General features: G+C 71.7%; 18 protein-coding genes and 2 tRNA genes. 7 read left to right on the top strand and 13 right to left on the bottom strand.

Annotation, left to right across the window (positions count from 1 at the left end; all coding sequences use genetic code 11):
* Positions 1-53: 53 nt before the first annotated feature.
* On the bottom strand, positions 54-821 hold the full coding sequence (locus LG278_RS03520; RefSeq protein ID WP_404390994.1) for an alpha/beta fold hydrolase: 768 nt from the start codon (positions 819-821) through the stop codon (positions 54-56).
* Positions 818-1396, bottom strand: coding sequence for a dCTP deaminase (dcd, locus tag LG278_RS03515; protein WP_404390992.1), 579 nt, complete (start codon positions 1394-1396; stop codon positions 818-820). Before dcd ends, LG278_RS03520 begins: the two co-directional genes overlap by 4 nt.
* 83 nt (positions 1397-1479) lie before the next feature.
* Here dcd and LG278_RS03510 point away from each other — a divergent pair, with 83 nt between their 5' ends.
* Complete coding sequence (locus LG278_RS03510) at positions 1480-3012, top strand: AAA family ATPase (RefSeq protein WP_404390990.1); 1533 nt, start codon at positions 1480-1482, stop codon at positions 3010-3012.
* Between the two features lie 114 nt (positions 3013-3126).
* Here LG278_RS03510 and LG278_RS03505 read toward each other — a convergent pair whose 3' ends face one another.
* Complete coding sequence (locus LG278_RS03505; protein WP_404390988.1) at positions 3127-3969, bottom strand: SMP-30/gluconolactonase/LRE family protein; 843 nt, start codon at positions 3967-3969, stop codon at positions 3127-3129.
* Positions 3969-4400: a hypothetical protein gene (locus LG278_RS03500; RefSeq protein ID WP_404390986.1), complete on the bottom strand. Its 432-nt coding sequence runs from the start codon at positions 4398-4400 to the stop codon at positions 3969-3971. The genes LG278_RS03505 and LG278_RS03500 overlap by 1 nt, the downstream gene beginning before the upstream one ends.
* A gap of 108 nt (positions 4401-4508) precedes the next feature.
* On the opposite strand from LG278_RS03500, the gene LG278_RS03495 reads away from it, so the two are divergent.
* Positions 4509-4579 (top strand) — tRNA-Gly (locus LG278_RS03495).
* A 28-nt stretch (positions 4580-4607) separates the two neighbouring features.
* Here LG278_RS03495 and LG278_RS03490 read toward each other — a convergent pair.
* Together LG278_RS03490 and LG278_RS03485 are read right to left on the bottom strand one after the other, a co-directional pair.
* On the bottom strand, positions 4608-5852 hold the full coding sequence (locus LG278_RS03490) for a peptidoglycan-binding protein (RefSeq protein WP_404390984.1): 1245 nt from the start codon (positions 5850-5852) through the stop codon (positions 4608-4610).
* A gap of 237 nt (positions 5853-6089) precedes the next feature.
* Complete coding sequence (locus LG278_RS03485; protein ID WP_404390982.1) at positions 6090-7844, bottom strand: FAD-binding oxidoreductase; 1755 nt, start codon at positions 7842-7844, stop codon at positions 6090-6092.
* Between the two features lie 143 nt (positions 7845-7987).
* On the opposite strand from LG278_RS03485, the gene LG278_RS03480 reads away from it, so the two are divergent.
* The 4 genes from LG278_RS03480 to LG278_RS03465 all read left to right on the top strand — a co-directional run bounded on the left by LG278_RS03480 (position 7988) and on the right by LG278_RS03465 (position 13496).
* On the top strand, positions 7988-9523 hold the full coding sequence (locus LG278_RS03480; protein ID WP_404390980.1) for an FAD-dependent oxidoreductase: 1536 nt from the start codon (positions 7988-7990) through the stop codon (positions 9521-9523).
* An 84-nt stretch (positions 9524-9607) separates the two neighbouring features.
* Complete coding sequence (locus LG278_RS03475; protein ID WP_404390978.1) at positions 9608-11326, top strand: SulP family inorganic anion transporter; 1719 nt, start codon at positions 9608-9610, stop codon at positions 11324-11326.
* 50 nt (positions 11327-11376) lie between these two features.
* Positions 11377-11450 (top strand) — tRNA-Gly (locus LG278_RS03470).
* 183 nt (positions 11451-11633) lie between these two features.
* Entirely contained in the window at positions 11634-13496 is a 1863-nt protein-coding gene (locus LG278_RS03465; RefSeq protein WP_404390976.1) for an acyl-CoA dehydrogenase, read from the top strand.
* A 126-nt stretch (positions 13497-13622) separates the two neighbouring features.
* Here the strand turns inward: LG278_RS03465 and LG278_RS03460 are convergent, their stop codons facing one another.
* The 6 genes from LG278_RS03460 to LG278_RS03435 all read right to left on the bottom strand — a co-directional run bounded on the left by LG278_RS03460 (position 13623) and on the right by LG278_RS03435 (position 17770).
* On the bottom strand, positions 13623-14723 hold the full coding sequence (locus tag LG278_RS03460; protein WP_404390974.1) for an FtsX-like permease family protein: 1101 nt from the start codon (positions 14721-14723) through the stop codon (positions 13623-13625).
* A complete protein-coding gene (locus LG278_RS03455) occupies positions 14716-15342 on the bottom strand; it encodes an ATP-binding cassette domain-containing protein (RefSeq protein WP_404390972.1) in 627 nt (208 codons plus the stop codon). Before LG278_RS03455 ends, LG278_RS03460 begins: the two co-directional genes overlap by 8 nt.
* A complete protein-coding gene (locus LG278_RS03450; RefSeq protein WP_404390970.1) occupies positions 15339-16568 on the bottom strand; it encodes a hypothetical protein in 1230 nt (409 codons plus the stop codon). The genes LG278_RS03455 and LG278_RS03450 overlap by 4 nt, the downstream gene beginning before the upstream one ends.
* 155 nt (positions 16569-16723) lie before the next feature.
* Positions 16724-17194 (bottom strand): hypothetical protein, encoded by a 471-nt coding sequence (locus LG278_RS03445; protein WP_404390968.1) that lies wholly within the window; start codon positions 17192-17194, stop codon positions 16724-16726.
* 118 nt (positions 17195-17312) lie between these two features.
* On the bottom strand, positions 17313-17639 hold the full coding sequence (locus tag LG278_RS03440) for a hypothetical protein (protein ID WP_404390966.1): 327 nt from the start codon (positions 17637-17639) through the stop codon (positions 17313-17315).
* Positions 17636-17770, bottom strand: a complete 135-nt coding sequence (locus tag LG278_RS03435; protein WP_404390964.1) for a hypothetical protein — start codon at positions 17768-17770, stop codon at positions 17636-17638. Before LG278_RS03435 ends, LG278_RS03440 begins: the two co-directional genes overlap by 4 nt.
* 228 nt (positions 17771-17998) lie before the next feature.
* Between LG278_RS03435 and LG278_RS03430 the strand changes: the two genes are divergently transcribed.
* On the top strand, positions 17999-18982 hold the full coding sequence (locus LG278_RS03430) for a helix-turn-helix domain-containing protein (protein ID WP_404390963.1): 984 nt from the start codon (positions 17999-18001) through the stop codon (positions 18980-18982).
* Here LG278_RS03430 and LG278_RS03425 read toward each other — a convergent pair.
* The gene (locus LG278_RS03425) at positions 18960-20333 is read right to left on the bottom strand and encodes an acyltransferase (RefSeq protein ID WP_404390961.1); all 1374 of its coding nucleotides are present in this window, start codon (positions 20331-20333) and stop codon (positions 18960-18962) included. The two genes, LG278_RS03430 and LG278_RS03425, sit on opposite strands and share 23 nt — an antisense overlap.
* Positions 20334-20369 lie beyond the last annotated feature (36 nt).

Below are 20369 nucleotides of genomic sequence, written 5' to 3'. Positions count from 1 at the left end.
GTTGCCTCGCTGTGACCGGGCGGGGTGACCGGGCGGGCGCGCAGGCGGGCCCCTCAGAGGTCGATGACCGACCCGCCACCGTGCACCGCGCGGGCGATCGCCGCACCGACGACCCCGGACCGGGGCTCGACACCGTCGTCGCCGATGCCCAGCTCGTCGGCGAACGTGGCGGCGGTGACGCCGGTGACGAGCTCGGTCCAGAGCCGGGCTCGCAGCAACATGGCGTGGTCGCTGCGCGCGATCCTGATGAGCGTCGCGTCACGCCCCTGCGACTGCAGCTGCTCGACGAGCCGGCGCGAGCGGGAGAGCCCGCAGATGACGTCGCGGTCGCCGTGGAGGACGACGGTGCGGCACCACGGGCCGGGGCTGGTGTCGCCCGGCTCGATCCACGGCGCCAGCGCCAGGACGAGCCGCACGTCGGGCTCGTCGCCGAGGTGCAGGGCGACCCTGCCGCCCATCGAGTGGCCGACGACAGCCACCGGCCGGTCGGGGTATGCCGCCCGCACCTGCTCCAGGGCCCACCTGGCGTCGACGAGTGGTGCCTGCTCGGCGCCGTTCCAGCCGCGGTAGCGGAAGCGGACGCGGGCCACTGCCAGCGGCCCCGGCACCGACCGCAGCGACCGGGCGAAGGGCACCAGGCGAGCCACGTTGTGCGACCACGGGAGGTTGGGCTCGCGGCCGTTCACGGCGCCACCGTGGAGCACGATGGCGACGGCCCCGGCGTCGGCGGGCTGCGCGTCCCACGCGAGGGTCGCGAACGGCATACGGCCTCGGCTCGTCGGGACGACCTCGTCGAGCTGGCCGACGGACGTGGTGCTCACACCGGTGAGCGGTGGAAGTTCTTGAACGACCGGCTCGCCGTGGGGCCGCGCTGCCCCTGATAGTGCGAGCCGTAAGCCGCTGAGCCGTAAGGGTTCTCGGCCGGTGAGCTGAGCCGGAAGAAGCAGAGCTGCCCGATCTTCATGCCGGGGTAGAGCATGATCGGCAGGGTCGCGACGTTGCTCAGCTCGAGCGTCACGTGGCCGGAGAAGCCGGGATCGACGAAGCCGGCCGTCGCGTGGGTGAGCAGGCCGAGCCGGCCGAGCGAGCTCTTGCCCTCGACCCGCGCAGCGAGGTCGTCGGGCAGGGTCACCGCCTCGAGCGTCGACCCGAGCACGAACTCGCCCGGATGCAGCACGAAGCCGTCCTGGTCGGCACCGACCTCGACGAGCCGGGTGAGGTCAGGCTGCTCGGCGGCAGGGTCGATGTAGGGGTACTTGTGGTTGTCGAAGAGCCGGAAGTACTTGTCGAGGCGCACGTCGATGCTCGACGGCTGGACCATCTGCGGGTCCCACGGATCGAGCACCACACGCTCCGCCGCGATCTCGGCCCGGATGTCCTTGTCGGAGAGCAGCACGGGTCGAGGCTACAGCGAGAGCCCCCGAACGCCCGCCGAACTCTCGCCTCCCGAAACGACCGCTGGCCTCCTAGGGTCAGGGGATGGACGCCTCCGACCGCCCCCGCGTCGCCAGCGACGAGATGCTGAGCGACTTCCACGCCGTGCTGCGCCGGGTGCTCGAGGAGCTGCCGCGACCGGGAGGAGGGCCCCGGCTCGTCGAGGTCCTCACCGAGCACCTCGGCACCGAGCCGCACCTGCTCTCCGTCGTCAACCTGCCGATCCTCCCCCACCGCCTCGTCGACGCCGACATCGCGCTGGCCGAGCTCGCTGGTGCGGACGCGGACGCCCGCATCGTCGGCATCGCAGGCGATGCGCGGCACCACATGTCCCTGGGCGACCTCGTGCAGCACGGCATGGGGCTGCCGGTGGGGCAGGTCGACTACGACCAGATGTCCACCGGGCCGGGCAAGGACGACAAGCGCCAGGTCGTCACGTCGGGCATCCGGCTCTTCCGGCACGAGGGCGAGCCCGTCGCCGTGCGACACCTCGGGATGAACCTCCAGTTCGGTCGTGAGGCCGGTGCGATCGAGGTCATCGCGCGCGACCGGGCGGTCTCCGACGCCCTCATCGCTCGGGCCCAGGAGCTGATGGACCTGCGCAGCGTGATCCGCGGACAGGTCATCACCTTCGGGTCCGACCCCTATGGCCGCGGAATGGCCGGTCTCACCTTCGTGGAGCGCCCCACGGTCGACGCAGCGGCCGTCGTGCTCCCGGCGGGGGTGCTCGACCGGGTGGCCCACCACGTCATCGGGATGGGTGAGCAGCGCGAGCGGCTGCAGGCCCACGGCCAGCACCTCAAGCGTGGGGTGCTCCTCTACGGGCCGCCGGGCACGGGCAAGACGCACACGGTGCGCTACCTGCTCTCGGCGTCGCCCGGCACGACGGCCGTGCTGCTCAGTGGCGGGTCGCTGCGCTTCATCCACGACGCGGCCAAGGTGGCCCGTGCCCACCAGCCGGCCATCATCGTGCTCGAGGACTGCGACCTCGTCGCCGAGGACCGCTCGATCGGGATGGGCGCGTCGCCGCTGCTCTTCGAGGTGCTCGACGCCCTCGACGGGCTCGACGCCGATGCCGACGTCGCCTTCGTGCTCACGACCAACCGCGTCGAAGACCTCGAGATCGCGCTGGCACAGCGGCCCGGCCGCGTCGACCTCGCGGCCGAGATCCCGCTGCCCGACGGCGACGGGCGCCGGGCGCTGCTCCACCTCTACGGCGGGCACCTCTTCGGCGCCGAGGCCATCTCTGCCGCGGCGGCCCGCGCCGAGGGCACGACCGCCTCCTTCACCAAGGAGCTCGTGCGCCGGGCGGTGCTCGCGGCGGCCATCGCCGACGAGCCGCCGTCCGACGACCACCTGGGCGCGGCGCTCGACGAGCTGCTCTCCGACGCGCACACTCTCACCCGCAGCCTCCTCGGCGTCGGGGCCGGCGGTGAGCCGGGTGCAGGTAGGCCCGAGGGAGACGGCATGTTTGCGGGGTTCCCGGGCGCGCAGCAGCTGCACCGTCCCGCTCGCGCGATGCGCGGCCCGGGCTTCCATGCCTACGACCCCACGAGCGGAGGGTTCCACCCCGGCTGAGCCGGCCGGACGGCATACCGACGGGGTGGCGCACGATGGAGTCGCATCCTGCTCCGCCTGGCGGAGCAGGATGCGAGCCTGCGGGCCCGCCTTCCGGCTCGCCGCCCCGCTCGCTCAGCCCGCGAAGGCCCGCACCGGCGGGCCGGGCACGTCGACCCGCACCCGGAAGACGGCGCCGGCCTCAGGCTCGGGGTCATCGAGGTTCTCGCGCGAGGTCGTGATGAAGAGGTCGCGGCCGTCGTCGCCGCCGAGCGTGCACGCCGTCACGAGCCGGACGGGCAGCTCGATCTCGGTGAGCAGCTGCGCCTGCGGCGAGTAGCAGCGCACGCGACCGGCGCCGTTGAGCGCGACCCACACGTTGCCCGCGGTGTCGACGGTGAGCCCGTCGGGGTGCCCGGTGGCGTGGGTGAGGAAGGGGCGGCGGCGAGTCAGCTCGCCGTCCACGACGTCGAAGACATCGGTGCGTCCGGTCGGCGTGTCGTTGTAGTAGGCGAGGCGATGGTCGGGCGAGAGGTCGATCCCGTTGGAGATCGTGACGTCGGGTAGCACCGTGACGACGTGGCCGTCGGCGTCGACGCGGTGGAGGGTCGCGCTGCCGGGCACGCGGTCGTAGCCCATGGACCCGCACCAGAGGCGCCCCAGGCTGTCGACGCCGCCCTCGTTCATCCGGATCGCCGGGTCGTCCCAGAGCTCGATCCACGGCGCCGGTATGCCGTCCGGCTCGTCCGCGAGCGCCAGCCCTCGCTCCGTGGCGACGACCCACCCACCGCGGGTGCGGGGACGCACGAAGGCCGCGACCTCACCGACGTGGAGCCGGTCGACGGAGCCGTCGGCGCGCAGGGTCAGCACGTCGCCGGCCAGCATGTCGACCCAGCGCAGCCCACCCCACGTCGACGACCAGACGGGTCCCTCGCCGTGGTAGCAGAGTGCGTCGGTGATCTGCTCGAGCCCGGCCATCAGTCCCACCACACGCCGACGTAGTGGTGGCCCTCCGGCACGTTCGGCCCGTCGACGAGCCAGTCAGGGCTCGGCGAGGGGCCGCCGCTCGGGTCGGTCTCGGCCTCGATCGTCAGCACGTCCACCTCTTCCGGGCTGAGCGTCGTGATGACGGCCACCCCACTGGCATAAGGCCATTCGTCGTCGGGATAGGTCTGGAACTCGAGCTGGTCGAGCTCGATGCGCACGTCGTGCACCTCGTCGTGGTCGCGCAGCGCGAGGAGGACGTCGCGCACCGTCTCGAGCTCGAGGTCCTCGTCGCGGTTCGGCGCGATGCACCACTCGCAGTCGTTGCCGTCGAAGAACTGCTCGAGCGTGACGGCCACCTGCCGAGTGGCTCCTCCGCGAGCGCGGACGTGCTCGACGAAGGCCTGCTGCTTGGCGAGATCCATGCGGTGTCGGGCCCCTGGGGTCGAGGTCTGTCCATCGGTCGGGCGTCGGCTACACTGGCGCCGCGTGCCGCCTCGCGGCCCCCTTTCGGGGGCTTCCCGGCGGCCCGTGCGAGCGTAGCTCAATGGTAGAGCGCCAGCTTCCCAAGCTGGATACGCGGGTTCGATTCCCGTCGCTCGCTCTCGCATCTCCGCTGTGGCCGCGGTGACCTAGTTGGTCGAGGACTCCCCTGATGCAGGCGGAGTCGACGAGGGTGAGGACTGCGGACTCGGCGCGATTGTCGTCGTCACCGTCAGCGTGACCGTCGGGGTCTCCGCCGCCTCCTCGATGGCCTTCTCGACGGCTGCGATGGTCGCCGCGTCGACCGTTCCGGAGGCGGGCACGCCCAGCTCGGTCTGCGCCTGCTTGAGCGCGTCGGTGAGGGCCGGGGTCCACTGACCGTCCACCGGCCCGTCCCAGTAACCCGCGAGCTTGAGCGTCTGCTGCACTGCAGCGGTCGAGGCCACCTCGGCCCCGGCGGCCACGCCGCCCTTGGCCGCCAGGTCGGTGCGCAGCCCTGCCTGGGTCGCCTTGTCCATGGCGCCGGTGACCGGGAGGCCGTGAGCCTTCTGCAGCGCCTCCACGGCGGCCACGGTCGTCGGGCCGTAGACCCCGTCGACCTTGCCTGAGTAGTAGCCCGCATCGAGCAGGTCCTGCTGCAACGCCTTGGTGTAGTCCTGCACCGCCTTCACGGCCTTCTGCTGCTGGGGGTCGGTCAGGCAGCCAGCCTCGGCGTAGAGCCCCAACCACGCCATCTCGAGCGCGACGGCCGCCGCGTTGAACTGTTGCGAGGCCACCCGGAGGGCGGTGTCGTCCGAGATGCTGCCCTGCGCCGTCTCGAACTCGCTCTCCGCCTGCTGGACTCGGACGATGGTCTCGTTCGGCACGGCAGGAGCGGTCGACGTGGACGTCGTGCCCGGTGTCGTGGACGAGGTGGACGGTGAAGGAGGCGCAGTCCCCGTTGCGGCCGCCCGGACGGCTGCCAGCTCGGCCTCCGCAGCAGCGAGCTCCTGCTCCGCCGTCGTCACGGCCCTCGTCGCGTCGGCTGCGGCCTGTCCGGAGGCCACGGCGTCCTGGCCGGGCTGGGCAAGGTCGCGGCCGGCGGTCTTGACGTCTCCGACGGTCGGAGCGGTCTCGTTGAGGATGTCGCCGTAGCGATCGAGCGCCGTGATGTAGCTGGTGCTTGCAGAGCAGAACTCCGCGCGCTTCGTCTCTGCCTCGGCCTGGGCATCGTCGAGTGCAGACCGGGCCGAGACCACCTTGGCCTCCGCCGCCCGAAGCGTCGCGTCACCGCTCGTCTCGGAGCTGCACGCCCCCAGCAGCAGAGCCGCAGCCAGGACAGTCGTTGCCAGCCGGACTCCGCGCCCCCGATGGCGCAGGCCGACCGAGGACACCCATGATCGCCCTTGCACCATCGGACTCCTCCTCGATCGGGACACGGCTGCGGCGGGACATCGGTCACCACCGTCGTCGAGGGCCAGCTCAGGTTTCGTGGCCCGTGCCCCAACCGCCCGCTCCCTAGCCGCTGCCACTGTCCTGCCAGTGTCAGGGCCCTGTATGCCGCACCGGCTCACTCTTCGCGAGTGATATGAGGCCGGGCACCGGGTGCTCACCCTGGCCCGCGCGCCCTCTGCGCTTCCATCTCGGTGGCATCACGAGAGGTCAGGGGTGCAGGTCAGCCCCGGGTCGGGGCCGGGTGTCACCGCCTCGACGACGCCGTCAGCAGCACCCCCGGAAGAGCCCTCCGCCGGCGGAAGGAGCTTGCCGGGGTTGAGGATTCCGGCTGGGTCGAGCTCGGCCTTGATGGCCCGCAGGACATCCACCCCCAAGTCACCGATCTCGGCGCTGAGCCACGGCGCGTGGTCGACGCCCACGCCGTGGTGGTGGGTGATCGTGCCACCACCGGCGACGATCGCCTCGGTGGCCGCCGACTTCACCGCGCGCCACTGGGCCATCGGGTCGGCCGACTCAGCGGCGACGAAGGTGAAGTAGAGCGAGGCGCCCGTCGCATAGACGTGGGAGACGTGGCACATGACGACGACACCCCTGCCGCCGACCTCGAGCGACGACCGGATCGCCGACCCGACCTCAGCGTGGAGGGTGCCGAGGCGGTCCCACGTCGTCGCGGTCTCGAGGGTGTCGACGAGGATGCGCCGGCCCATCAGCTCATCGCGAAGGTATGGCCCCGAGAAGCGCCCCTTCTCCCACGCCCGTGCAACTCGGCTAGGCAGCCGCCGCCCGCTCCCCCGGCGGAGCACCCGCTCACTCACCGACTGCCGATGCTTGAGGGCGCCCGCGTCCGTGCCCTCCCAGACGAGGATGACGAGCACCGGCGCAGGCAGCGCGCGCGCCCGCCCATAGCGGAGCAGGGCGGCACCGGAGCGGCCTGCCAGCGCCAGGTTGACGCGGGTCTCCTCCTCGTCCGAGAGCCGGCAGACGTCGGGCAGCAGCCCCGGACCGACGTCCTGGGCGAGACCTCTCAGCGCCTCGGAGCCGGCGTGGAACGACGGAAACAGCCACGCGGCATACCTCTTGGCGGTCGGTCGGGGAGCGACCCGGAGCGTGGCCTCGGTGATGATGCCGAGCGTGCCCTCGCTGCCGACCACGAGGTCGAGCAGTCGCGGGCCGGCCGCCGACGCGGGACTGCGCCCTCCGAGCAAGAGCTCACCCCGGGGTGTCGCGACCCGCATCCCGAGCACGATGTCGTCGATGCGGCCGTAGCCCGTCGACGCCTGCCCGGCCGATCGCGTGGCGACGTAGCCCCCGAGCGTCGCCTCCTGGTGGCTCTGCGGGTAGTGCCCGAGCGTCAGGCCGTGCGGCTCGAGCGCGCGCTCGATGTCGGGGCCCCGCAGCCCCGGCTGGAAGGTCGCGAGACGCGACTCCTGGTCGACGTGGAGCAGCTGGTCCAGACGACGCAGGTCGACGGCGACCACCCCTGCAAACGCCACCCCACCGCCACCGGCGGCACCCACGCCGCCCACGACGCTCGTGCCACCGCCGAAGGGCACGACCGCGATGCGGAGGGCACCGCACACCTCGAGGAGCCGCTGCACCTCGCCCGCGTCAGCCGGCTCGACGACGGCATCGGGCGCCTGCGACCCGTCGCCACGCCGCAGCCGCCACAGGTCGGGGTAGCTCTTGCCCCCTGCGTGCTCGACCCGCCACCGGCGATCGGTGTGCACGAAGCCGTCCCCGACGACCTGCCGCAGCGCGTCCAGCTCGGCGTCGCCGAGGGCGATCGGGGGAAGCACGACCTCCTCGAGCGCGACCGGGGGCGACTTCGGGCCGCGCGCGATGCCGAGCGACCCGAGCATCGACCACCCCGCGGCGCTCAGGGGGTGCGCCTCGGCCGGGTCACCCCAGCCGTGCCAGACCGAGCGCCGGATCGAGCGCGTCAGCTCATCCATGGCACGACGCATGACACGACCTCCGACAGCCGCACCGCCACCCAGTTCGCATGCGCAACACCGTCGCACATCGCGCCGCGTGGGTACCGTTGATTCGTGCTCCGCGACCACTCCGGCGTCGCGCACGCCGGTCAGGGGGCGAGGTGACCACCTCCATCAACGCAGCCACGCGGGCCGCCGCGCTCGACCGCCTGGCGAGCACTCCCTACGACGTCATCGTCGTCGGTGGCGGCATCACGGGGGCCGGAGTCGTGCTCGACGCCGCCTCGCGCGGCCTGCGTGCCGCCCTCATCGAGCGCGTCGACCTCGCGGCGGGCACGAGTCGCTGGAGCTCCAAGCTCGTGCACGGCGGGCTGCGCTACCTCGTGAAGGGCGACGTCGCGATTGCGTGGGAGTCGGCGCGCGAGCGCCACCACCTCATGACGGCCATCGCGCCCCACCTCACCCGCCCCGCCGCCAACCTCTTCCCGCTGGGCGACGCGACTCCCGCCGCGATGGGCGCCGCAGCCGAGGCCGGTATGCGTGTGGCCGACACCCTGCGCACGCTCGCGGGCACCCCACGCCGTCTCCTGCCCCGGCCGTCGCGCATCAGTGCCGCCGAGGCGCTCGCCCTCGTGCCCGACCTGCGCCGCGACGACCTCCGCGGAGCGCTGCTCCACTGGGACGGCCAGCTCGAGGACGACGCCCGGCTCGTCACCGCAGTGGCCCGCACGGCGGCCGGTCTCGGGGCCGATATCGTCACCCGGTGCAGCGCGCTCGAGCTCGGTGACCGCTCGGTGCTGCTGCGCGACGAGCTGACCGGGGCGACCCTCGAGGCACACGGCCACGTCGTCAACGCGACCGGGGTCTGGGCCGGCGAGCACGAGCCGGGGCTCACGATCCACCCGAGCCGCGGGTCGCACCTCGTCGTTCGGGCCTCGTCTCTGGGCGGCCCGCGCGCCGTCGTCTATGCCCCGGTCGTCGGAGCGTTCGGCCGCTCCGTCTTCGCCATCCCCCAGCCCGACGGGCTCGTCCTGCTCGGCCTCACCGACGTGCCGACGGCCGACGTCGACCCGGTCGCGCCGGCCGTGCCCGACGAGGACGTCCGCTTCCTGCTCGACACGATCAACCGCGTCCTCGAGCGCCCCTTGGGCGCCGGCGACGTCGTGGGTCGCTTCGCGGGCCTCCGCCCGCTCGTGCGGGGGCCCGCCGTCGGCGAGTCCGCCGACGTGTCCCGGCGCCACCTGCTCATCGACGAGCCCGGCCGTCCCGTGACCATCGCGGGCGGCAAGCTGACGACCTACCGACAGATGGCGCAGGACGCTATCGATGCCGTATGCCGCCGGGCCGGCATCGCGACCGAGTGCCGCACGAGCACGCTCCCCCTCGTCGGGGCGGCAGCCCGCGAGGCCCTGGCGCGGGTGCCCGCACCTCCTCGGCTCGTGCGGCGCTACGGCACGGAAGCGGTGGACGTGTCATGGCTCGCCTCGATGCATCCGGATCTGGCTGTGCCCGTGAACGACTCGTGCCCAACCATCGGCGCGGAGATGCTCTTCGGGGTGCTGCACGAGGGCGCGCTCACCGTGGAGGACCTCGTCGAACGCCGCACCCGGGTCAGCTTCGACGAGCTGGCACTGCCGAGCGGCCGACGCCTGGCCGAGAGGGCCCTCGCGGTGGCGGACGCCCTCCACCCGTCCTGACGGCGGTCGACCTCATCGCCCGAACATGCGACAGATCTGCGCGATCGGGGCACACGGCTCGCTCGGTGCGAGTAGGCATAGGTCATGACTGCGAAGCCACGGTGGAGCCCGAGCATCGTCCCGCTCATCGGTCAGCTGCGCTCGTACGACCGCGCCTGGCTGAGGGGCGACCTCATCGCGGGCATCGCCGTCGCCGCCCTCATCGTGCCCAAGAACCTCGGCTACGCCGGCATCGCGGGCATCCCGCTGCAGAACGGGCTCTATGCGGCCGCGGCCGGGGCGATCGTCTATGCCATCTTCGGCAGCTGCCGGCAGATCTCCGTCGGCCCCAGCTCGGGCCTGGCGGCGGTGGCTGCGAGCGCCGTCCTCGCCGCCGGCCTGCTCGCCGAGCAGGACATCGCCACCTTCGTCGCCGGCATCACCCTGGTGTCAGGCCTGCTCTACCTGCTGCTGGCGCTGTTCAAGATGGGCTGGATCGCGCGGTTCCTCTCCCGCGCCGTCGTCACCGGCTTCCTCTTCGGGGCAGCCATCGATGTCGTCATCGGCGAGCTGCCCAAGCTCACCGGCACCGAGGTGACGGGCTCCAACCCCATCCAGGAGCTGCGGTCGTGGATCGGCACCCTGGGCGAGGGGCAGACCGCCACGGTGGTCGTCGGCGTCGTCGCGCTCGCGGTCGTCTTCGGGCTGAGAGCGGTCGCGCCGCGGGTGCCGGGCGCCCTGGTGCTCGTCGTCGGCGGCCTGCTGGCCGCTCGGTTCCTCGACCTCGGCGAGAAGGGGGTGGCACTCGTCGGCGACATCCCGAGCGGACTGCCGTCGCTGCAGGTCCCCGACCTCCAGCTCATGCTCGACAACATCGGCACGACCTCGCTCGCCGCGGTCGCGCTGCTGCTCATCGGCTTCTCCCAGACGGCCGGGGACGCCAGGGCGTTCGCGGCCAAGCACCGCTACCGCGTCGACATCAACCAGGAGTCGACGGCGCAGGGTCTGGCCAACACCGCCTCCGGGGTCTTCCAGGGGATGCCGGTCTCGACGAGCCTGTCGGCGAGCTCGCTCAACGACCACTCGGGCGCCAAGACCGGCGTCGCGTCGCTGACCTCGGGCGTCACCGTGATCCTCACGCTGATCTTCCTCGCACCGCTCTTCTCCAACCTGCCCAAGCCGGTGCTCGCCGCGCTCATCATCGAGGCCGTCGTCATGGGCATGATGAACGTGACGGAGATGAAGCGGCTCAGGCGGGTCCAGCGCTTCGACTTCTGGATCGCGATCGCGGCCCTCGTCGGGGCCCTCGTCTTCGGGGTCCTGGCCGGCGTCGTCATCGGGATCATCCTCTCGCTCATCTGGCTCGTGTCGGTGGCCACTCGCCCCAAGATGCCGTCGCTCGGCCTCGAGGCAGGCACGCAGGTCTTCCGCGAGGTGGACGAGCACCCGGAGGACACCGTCTACCCCGAGGTCGCCGTGATCCGTCTCGACGGTGGCCTCTTCTTCGCCACCGCCGACGCGTTCGACGATCGGCTCCGCGAGGTCATCCAAGAGCGAAAGGAGATCACCGGGGTCGTGCTCGACTGCGGTGGCATCAACTTCATCGACTCGCAAGGTGTCGACAAGCTGGGTGACATCGTCGACGTCGCCCACGAGTCCGGGGTCAGCCTGCGACTCGCACGCCTCAAGCCGTCGGTGCGGGCGACGCTCGATCGCGACGGCGTCATCGAGCGGCTCGGAGCCGACCACATCCACGGCAACATCTACCGCGCGGTCGAGGCCGAGCGGTCGTCCACCCGAGGGTCCGAGCAGTCGCCGGGCTAGCGCCGACTGGAATGGTCAGGGGACGGTCCGCTATGGTTCCTGACGAACACGCAGGCGTAGTTCAGTAGCAGAACAGCCTTCTTCCAGAAGGAAGACGTACGTGCAATTCGTGCCGCCTGCTCCACGTGCGAAGGGCCCGGTCATGACGACCGGGCCCTTCGTCGTTCCCGGCCACGCGGCATACCGCGTCTCGGTGATGCTCTTGCGTTCGTTACCCGTCGGTAGCATCATGGGGAGTACCGGCCGGTAACTTGGCTGCGCCCGCGACGACGCGGGTCACCCGATCGACAGAACGGTGGAGGACCTCATGGGCCACTACAAGAGCAATGTGCGTGACCTCGAGTTCAACCTGTTCGAGGTCTTCGGACGCCAGGACGTGCTCGGCACGGGCATCTACGAGGACGTCGACGCCGACGCGGCCCGCGACATCCTCCACGAGGTCGCGCGCCTCGCCGAGAACGAGCTGGCCGAGAGCCTGCTCGACTCCGACCGCAACCCGCCCGTCTACGACCCGGTCACCAAGTCGGTGACGATGCCCGACTCGTTCAAGAAGTCCTTCCGCGCCTACGTCGACGGCGAGTGGGGCAACCTCGACGTCCCGGCCGAGCTCGGCGGCATGGTCGTGCCGGCCTCGCTGCGCTGGTCGGTGGCCGAGATGGTGTGCGGCGCCAACCCCGCCGTGCACATGTTCACCGCGAGCTACTCCTTCGCCAGCCTGCTGTGGCACATGGGCAACGACGAGCAGAAGAAGCTCGCCAAGCACATCGTCGACAACGCCTGGCACACGACGATGGTCCTCACCGAGCCCGACGCCGGCTCCGACGTCGGCGCCGGCCGCACCAAGGCCGTCCAGCAGCCCGACGGCACGTGGCACATCACCGGCGTCAAGCGCTTCATCACCTCCGCCGAGTCCGACATGGTCGACAACGTCGTGCACTTCGTGCTGGCACGACCTGAGGGCGCAGGGCCCGGCACCAAGGGCCTCAGCCTCTTCATCGTGCCGAAGTTCCACGTCGACCCCGAGACCGGTGCCCTCGGCGAGCGCAACGGCGCCTGGGTGACCAATGTCGAGCACAAGATGGGTCTCAAGGTCAGCACGACCTGCGAGGTCACCTTCGGCGAGCACGAGCCCGCGGTCGGCACCCTCCTCGGCGACGTGCACGACGGCATCGCCCAGATGTTCAAGGTCATCGAGAACGCCCGCATGTTCGTCGGCACCAAGGCCATTGCGACCCTCTCGACGGGCTACCTCAACGCGCTCGCCTACGCCAAGGAGCGCGTGCAGGGCGCCGACCTCACGCAGATGACCGACAAGACGGCGCCGCGCGTCACCATCACGCACCACCCCGACGTCCGCCGATCGCTCATGCTCCAGAAGGCGTATGCCGAGGGGTTGCGTGCGCTCGTCATCTACACCGCGTGCCAGCAGGACACCGTCAGCCAGGCGCAGGGGGACGACCCGGCCACCCCGCTCGAGCCGGGCTCCGACGCCGAGCTCGCCCACCGGGTCAGCGACCTGCTGCTGCCGCTCGTCAAGGGCCTCGGCTCGGAGCGCGCCTGGACGCTGCTCGGCACCGAGTCGCTGCAGACCTTCGGAGGGTCCGGCTTCCTCCAGGACTACCCGATCGAGCAGTACGTCCGCGACGCCAAGATCGACACCCTCTACGAAGGCACGACCGCGATCCAGGGCCTCGACTTCTTCTTCCGCAAGATCGTGCGCGACAAGGGCCAGGCCCTGCAGCACATCGCGGGGCAGATGCAGGAGTTCGCCAAGGACCTCGGCGGCTCCCTCGACACCGAGCGCGAGCTGCTCGGCAAGGCGCTGGAGGACGTGCAGGGCATCCTCGGCCACATGATCGGCGACCTCATGAAGAGCGACCCGCGCGTGGGCGGCGACCTCACCAACCTCTACAAGGTCGGCCAGAACACCACCCGCCTGCTCCTCGGCGCCGGCGACCTCGTCGTCGGGTGGCTGCTGCTGCGTCAGGCCGAGGTCGCCCAGCGCGCCCTCGAGGGCGGTGCATCGGGCAAGGACGCCGACTTCTACCGCGGCAAGGTGGCGGCGGCCTCGTTCTACGCCAAGAACGTGCTGCCCAAGCTCGCCGCCGAGCGTGCCATCGCCGAGGCGACCGACAACGACCTCATGGACGTGCCCGAGTCGGCTTTCTGAGTCTCCCGGCGGCGGGCCCTCACCGGGTCCGCCGCCTGACCGGCACATCGGGCGGTCGTCAGCTCCAGCAGGCTTTCCTGCTCGAGGTGACGGCCGCCCGGTGTCTTTCCGGGGGTGACCGGTGCTTCACTCACCCCGGCGGCGCAGCAGGCGCGCCACGTCGGGGGCCAGCGCGCGCATGACCGGCGCCAGGGTGAGCACCACGAGACCGACCGCGAAGCCTCCCACGGCCAGGGCGGCTGTCGAGGCGGACGGCAGGGCGACCGCGATGCCGGCCGCGGGGTCGACGAGGCTCGACTCCCCACCGGCGCGGACGAGCACCCAGGCCAGCACCGTCCCGAGCGCGAGCCCCACCGGCGCGGCAGCGAGCGCCAGCAGACCCTGCTCGACACCGACCATCCGCACGATGTCGGAGCGGGAGCGGCCCCAGACGCGCAGCGTCGTGAACTCCCCGAGACGCGACCGCACGCTCCACCGTGCCACCGAGCCGAGCACGACCAGGGAGAGGACCGCGAGGACGAGCGCCAGCAGGCCGATCACCCCGGTGCTCGCGCTGGCCTCCATCGAGCGGGCCGCCACCACGTCGAGCGACTCCCCCACGTACTGATCGGGGAGGCGCCCGGTGTCCGTGGCCACGACGAGCTGCTCCGGCGCCTGGGTGGACGGCATCGGGCACGTCGTGAGGGCGGACGGTCCCGACACCAGCGGGTAGCCCTGGTCGACGACCCCCACGACGACGGGACGCACCGCCAGGCCGACCGTGCTGCCGCCCGCGGCCAGCGAGACGTCGAGAGGCGCACCCACGGTCGCCTCAGTCACGCTGCGCGTCACGGCGGCCTCGCAGGCCCCCGGCTCTGGAGCCCTGCCGACCACGATCGGGACGTTGAGGGCGGCGACCCAGGAGCGGAGCTGCACGAGCGCTCCCCCGGCATCGGCGTCCACCGTGCCGAAGGGCCAGACCCCGGTCACCCCGGGCGTCCGTCGCAGCGCAGCGACGTCAGCGGTCGTCATGGGCTCATCGGCGCCGGCGATCCCCTCGACGAGGAAGACCGACTGCCACTCCGGACGGTCGTAGGCCGCGCGCTGGTTGTCTCGCACGTCGCGCAGGGGCACGAGCAGGGCCGTGACCGCGGCCACGAGACTCGCGACGACGAGCAGCGTCGTCACCGAGGCGACCCGGCGTCCGATGACGTTGGCCCAGGCATTGCCGAAGGTGCGGTCAGCCATCGGTCCTCCCGAGGCGGACGTGCTGGTTGGCCCACGCGCTCCAGGCTGAGTCGTGGCTCGAGACGACGACCGCCGCACCCGCCTCGGCGGCGTCGTGGAAGGCCTCGATCACGGCATCGCGAGCGGTCTCGTCGAGACTCGAGGTCGGCTCGTCGGTGACGATGACGGCGGCCCCCTTGGCCAGGGCTCCGGCGGTGACGATGCGCTGGCGTTCCCCGCCCGAGAGCGACCGAGGATGCCGGCCCTCGACGGGCACCCCCCACGCGTGCAGGCGCTGCAGGGCCTCTGGTGCGTTGTCGTGGCCGGCCATCGTGGCGAGGTTGCGCTCGACCGACCAGTGCTCGACGAGCTGGGCGTCCTGGAGCACGAAGCCGACGTGGTCGCGTCGCACCTCGTCGGCCACCCGGCTGCTCGACACCGCGACCCCTCCGACGGTCACGGTGCCGCGCTTCGCGAGCGTCATCGCTCCGATGACGTAGAGCAGCGACGTCTTGCCCACCCCGGAGGGTCCGCTGATCCACACTCGCGCGCCGGGCGCGATGTCGAGATCGAGCGGACTGTCCCGGGTGGCACCGTGCGCGGCACTGACACCGCGCAGGGTCACGGCAGGGGAGGTCATGCGGCTCCTTGGGATGTCGTGAAGTCGTCGCGCAGCGCGACGAGCAGGGACGAGCGGATGTCGCACTCGTCGTCGACGGTGACGAGCCAGTCGGCGCCTCCGCAGCCTAGTGAGACGGACACGGGCTCGCTCGGCCTGCCGGCGGCGGCGAGCGCGGTGTCGCGCAGCAGCCCAGGCACCGGGGTGCCCGCCGAACCGGGCGTGGCCTGCGTGGGGCCCAGCCGCCGGAGGAGGGCTGCGTCCGCATCGGAGATGCTGATCGGGCGGCCCTCGATGATGCGCTTCGTGACGAGCCACGACGCCAGCCGTTCGGGCGTCTTGCGGGCCTCGGTCATCGAGAAGCCGATCGACACGAGCCGCAGGTCTCCGGCGTCGCGCGCCGCCAGGGCGATGAAGGGGTTGTAGGGCCCGTCGGGATCGCGCAGAGCGAGCGCGCCGCCGGCAGCGGGGGTCGGCGTCGAGCCGAGCAGGGCGAGTCCGGCGCGTGCCAGCATCACGCGATCTGCGGCACCGTCGGTCGGCTCGCGGCGGATGGCCTGGGCGAGCGCCTCGAGGTCGACGCCGGCACGATCGGCATCAGCGAGGTGCAGCAGGGCCCACGAGGTCAGCAAGGTGCCCTGCGCAGGTGTCTCGTCGAAGAACACACCCTCGACGTGGGACTGCCCCACGGCACTCTCCGCGGCCGAGCGGAGCTCGTCGGACTCGAGTCCCCCGGCGCGTGCGACAGCCGCCGCGGCCCAGAGCGATCGACTGTCCGCGAAACGGCCGTCGCCCTCCGTCTCCCGCGCGACCGCGGCATCGAAGGCGTCCTGGTCTCGGACCGGGCGCCCGCAGAGCACGCTGATGAACTGGTCGCCGATGGTCGCGGCCTTGGCCGGGCACGCCGGAGGGCGAAGGTCGGGGAACGTGCGGGCCAGCTGAGCCCGGGCCGGGCTGGCTGACACCGTCACGAAGGACCAGACGGAGCGCAGGGCGCTGTCACAGTCGTCGGACGGGGTGGATCCGCCGCACTGCGCGCCGAGCGCCTCGATGGCCTGGGCGACCCGGGCGGTGTCGCCGGTGGAGGTGGCCCAGCGGATCTCGAGGTCACGGCGAACCGGACCGTCCTGCTGCTTGATCAACCCCTCCATGAGCGCGGCGGAGGGAACCCGCTGCAGGGCCACCCCGGTGAGCCGCGCCGCACCGATTCGGTCCAGGGTGACCTCTGCCGACGGCCGGTGCTTCATGGCTGCAGGGTCTGCCAACAGCCCGTTGATCCCGACATGGTCTCGAAGCGCCGAGGGCTTGCCGCCCCCGCCGACCTGCACGGTGCAGGCGGAGGAGACGGCAAGCACCGCGATCAGCGACAGCGCCCGAAGGGCTGCACGGGATCGGCTCAGGATCACCAAAGACCGATCTTGGCGCACTTGGCGCTGACGTCGCCGTACGAGCCCGGCCCGTTGCCGGTGAGACAGGCCTCGGTCGTGATCCCGATGGTGGTCCAGGACGGGGTGGCCTTGCCGCTCAGCTCGACGAGGTTGGAGACGTACTTCGTCCACGTCACCTTGCCGATGCTGGTCTGGTTGCCGGTGAGCGTCGCCGAGACCTGGTCCTTGGAGATCGTGACGCTGGCCGAGATGCCGTTGGCATAGATCTTGGTGGTGTTCGTGATGCGGTCCATGATGCGTCCACCGTTGTTGCGCAGCTGGACCTTGGTGTACCAGCTGCACGACGTCACGTAGGTGTTGCACTCCCACGCCGAGACGTAGAGCTGCCCGTAGGCCACGTTCCAGTAGTTCTCGGCGGTTGCGGCCTGTGCGGATCCGGCCGAGCCGACGAGAAGCGCCGTCGCTGCGGCCGCACCACCCGCCATCATACCGAGTCGCTTGACTCCCAACATGTGAATCCCCTTGTCATTCAAGCCTCTTCGTTGAGGCTGGTGATGGATGGGTGCGTCCCGACCCGGCGACGCAGGCCGAACGTATGGCTGGTCAGCTCACCCCGAAAAGGTCCGGAGGTGGCCAGGTGGAGCCATGTCCCCAAGCTGCCGGGACCACCGCGGCGATCGTGGCGCCGGCGTCGACCAGCGGGCGCGACATCTCGATGACCACGTCGACGGCGTGGGCGCCGTCGACGTCCAGGACGTAGAGGACTGCCTGCAGCTCGACCACCCCGCCCGACAGCTCCCCCGAGGGCGCGACGAAGGCGTGGTCGATGCCGTCGCACGCCTCGACCTCGACGCGGAGACGGCCGGCCAGGTGGCTCCAGGAGAGCTCACCCGCCCGGCCGACACGCAGCACCAGGGCGACAGGAGTCACCCGAGCGGGGTGCGCACGCTGACCCGACGCACGGCGAGGGGCCACCAGAGGACGAGGTCGGGCCACGACCAGGCCAGCACGACGGGGCGGGAGGAGCGGGCGGACCGAAGGGGAGTGCGAGAGGGATACACGATTCTCCTGGTGTGCTCGGGCGGGCCCCTGTGCCCGCTGCTGGGAACTCTGGAGCGCGGGCCCGCCCGCCGCCACCGCTTTGGCGGGCGCGAACAGGACGTGACCGCTTCCTGCCATGCCGTCGGGACCGCACGGGGCCGAGCGACATGTCACAGGTGCCCGTCCCGCCCTGCCGATCTGACTAGAGTCGTGCCGAACAGACGCGATGCAGCTGCGAAGGGGTGCGCATGCTCCAGGTCTTCGGGATCCAGGCGGTGACCGAGTCGGTCTACAAGTCGATGCTTGAACGGCCCACGGCCGACACCGCCGACATCGCCCGCCTCGTCGGCATCTCGGTGCCACAGGTCAAGGCCGAGCTCGACCTGCTCGCCGACCTCATGCTCGTCGAGGTGAGCGCGGGCTCGCGTCCGTTCCAGGCCATCCCGCCCGAGCAGGCCATCGAGGTGCTCATCGGCCGCGAGGAAGCGCGTCTCGCCGAGCGTCAGCGCCAAGTGAGCGAGGCGCGTGACGACCTCAGCACCCTGGTGGAGTCGTTCGTCACCAGCCGCACGCAGACGGACGCCCAAGGGCTCGTCGAGCAGATCGACGACCCGCGCGTCGTCACGTCGCGCCTCTTCCAGCTCACGCAGGCCGCTCGCGAGCGGGTGTCCTTCATGCTGCCCGGCCACGCCCTGCCACCAGCGGCGATCGAACCATCGGCCCGGCTCGACGATGAGCTGCTCGCCCGCGGCATCCCCCTGCGTGTCGTCGTCACCGACGCGTCCCTGGAGGCTCCGCACTGGCGTGACCACCTCGCAGGGCAGGTCGCCCTCGGGGTCCAGGCCAGGTCGCACCCGGCGCCGCCGCACCGCATCGTGATCGTCGACGGGGACGTGGCGATCCTGCCGCGTGCCGGGTCGTCCGGGGCGCTCGTCGTTCACGGACCTGACCTCGTCGCCCCGACGACCGCCCTCTTCGACGCCATCTGGCAGGCCGCGATCCCGCTGGTCCCCGACACCGTCGGGGCGTCCGACGGGGAGTTCTCGGACGCCCGGGTGCACCAGGTCGTGGCCCTGCTCGCCCAGGGTCAGAAGGACGAGGCGATCGCCCGGAGGCTCAACGTCTCGGTGCGGACCGTGCGACGGCTCGTCTCCGCGGCACTGTCGGCACTGCACGCCGAGAGCCGTTTCGAGGCCGGCGTCCTCGCCGTCAAGCGCGGCTGGGTCGCCTGACGACCAGCGGCGCCTGGAGCAGGACCAGTCCGGCCCCGAGGACAGCGAATCCCACCGCCGGCGTGACGTCGCCGACGAGGAAGAAGACCGGTCGGTTGCCGAGCACGTCGACCCCCACGATCGACACGATGAGGATGCCGAAGAACAGCACGAGGGCGGAGAGCGCCGTGACGGGATCGACCCAACGCCGCGTGTCGGGCGGCGTCACCTCCGGGGCCTGTCCACCCCGGTCGAAGCGGACGAAGACCGCTACGAGCGCCGCGGTCACGAGGGCGAGCACGGCGAAGAGCATCGGGCGGGTCAGCCACCACGCTGCCGAGGCGACGGTGGGTTGAACGACGCCGACCGCGCGGGCCGTGACGAGCACGGCCATGAGGGCCGTGAGATGCCAGAGGAAGGCTGTCATGGCGAACGGCGACGCGACGACGACCGTGGCCCACACGCGCGAGCGCGACAGGACCCGCCGCATGACGGGTCGGAGCACGACGGCGAGGCCGCAGATGCCGATGCCCTGTGCCAACAGCGCAGCCGTCGGAGGTGCCATGTTGGAGACCTGCTCGCCCGGCAGGCCCACCATCGAGGTCGGGTAGGGCCCGACCGTCACCGCGACGAGCATCGCGCCGTAGCCGGCTGCCGCCATCGCCCACCCGCGTCGGGTGGTGAGCAGACCATCGTGCCAAGCGAATCCAAGCTGGTGCAGCGCCAGCCACACGAGGGCGAAGTTGAGGTTGCCGAGGAGCTCCGGCCCACCGTTGAAACGGATGACGTCGACGACGACCGCCATCGCGACGAGCGCGACGACGACGCGCAGGCCCCACCGCCGGTGCAGGTCACGCATCAGGGGGGCGAAGGCACAGGCCCCGAGATAGATGCCGACGAACCACAGCAGCTGCGGCACCATGACGAGCGCGTCTCGGGCGAGCCGGCCGACCTCGTCGGTGAGCGCGGTCAGCCCGGACAGGTGGGCCGCGACCCCCAGGGCGACCCACACGACGAGGAACGCGAGGGTGGGGCGCAGCAGGCGCACGGCGCGGCGGTGGAAGAACACGGCATACCGCCCCGGTCCGGGCGGCCGGCGCCGGTCGAGCGAGCCCAACGTGTGGGCGTGGGCGACACCACCGACGAGGAAGAAGAGCGGCATGACCTGCAGGACCCAGGTCAACGGCTGCAGGGCGGGCACGATCACGAGCGCGTTCGTGATCTGCAGGTCCTCGGTGAGCACGACCATCAGCCAGTGGCCGAGCATCACGACGAGGAGCGAGCCCACCCGGAGCGTGTCGACCCACCGGTCCCGGTCGGCGGGCGTGGCCGCGGCGATGTCGGACGCTGATCGCACGGGAGACTGGCTCACGCGTCCAGCCAAGCACCCCCGGGGCGGCGGCGGGAT

It is taken from the genome of Humibacillus xanthopallidus (genome assembly GCF_044793955.1).
Lineage (GTDB): Bacteria > Actinomycetota > Actinomycetes > Actinomycetales > Dermatophilaceae > Humibacillus > Humibacillus xanthopallidus_C.
Note: the sequence above shows the minus strand (reverse complement) of the source record. Positions and strands in the feature narration are given on the sequence as shown.

Bases quoted from the DNA above. Each gene is read 5' to 3' on its own strand.
- LG278_RS03510 (WP_404390990.1), top strand. From the start codon at position 1,480: ATGGACGCCTCCGACCGCCCCCGCGTCGCCAGCGACGAGATGCTGAGC.
- LG278_RS03505 (WP_404390988.1), bottom strand. From the start codon at position 3,969: ATGGCCGGGCTCGAGCAGATCACCGACGCACTCTGCTACCACGGCGAG.
- LG278_RS03500 (WP_404390986.1), bottom strand. From the start codon at position 4,400: ATGGATCTCGCCAAGCAGCAGGCCTTCGTCGAGCACGTCCGCGCTCGC.
- LG278_RS03490 (WP_404390984.1), bottom strand. From the start codon at position 5,852: ATGGTGCAAGGGCGATCATGGGTGTCCTCGGTCGGCCTGCGCCATCGG.
- LG278_RS03485 (WP_404390982.1), bottom strand. From the start codon at position 7,844: ATGGATGAGCTGACGCGCTCGATCCGGCGCTCGGTCTGGCACGGCTGG.
- LG278_RS03475 (WP_404390978.1), top strand. From the start codon at position 9,608: ATGACTGCGAAGCCACGGTGGAGCCCGAGCATCGTCCCGCTCATCGGT.
- LG278_RS03465 (WP_404390976.1), top strand. From the start codon at position 11,634: ATGGGCCACTACAAGAGCAATGTGCGTGACCTCGAGTTCAACCTGTTC.
- LG278_RS03460 (WP_404390974.1), bottom strand. From the start codon at position 14,723: ATGGCTGACCGCACCTTCGGCAATGCCTGGGCCAACGTCATCGGACGC.
- LG278_RS03455 (WP_404390972.1), bottom strand. From the start codon at position 15,342: ATGACCTCCCCTGCCGTGACCCTGCGCGGTGTCAGTGCCGCGCACGGT.
- LG278_RS03450 (WP_404390970.1), bottom strand. From the start codon at position 16,568: ATGAAGCACCGGCCGTCGGCAGAGGTCACCCTGGACCGAATCGGTGCG.
- LG278_RS03445 (WP_404390968.1), bottom strand. From the start codon at position 17,194: ATGGCGGGTGGTGCGGCCGCAGCGACGGCGCTTCTCGTCGGCTCGGCC.
- LG278_RS03430 (WP_404390963.1), top strand. From the start codon at position 17,999: ATGCTCCAGGTCTTCGGGATCCAGGCGGTGACCGAGTCGGTCTACAAG.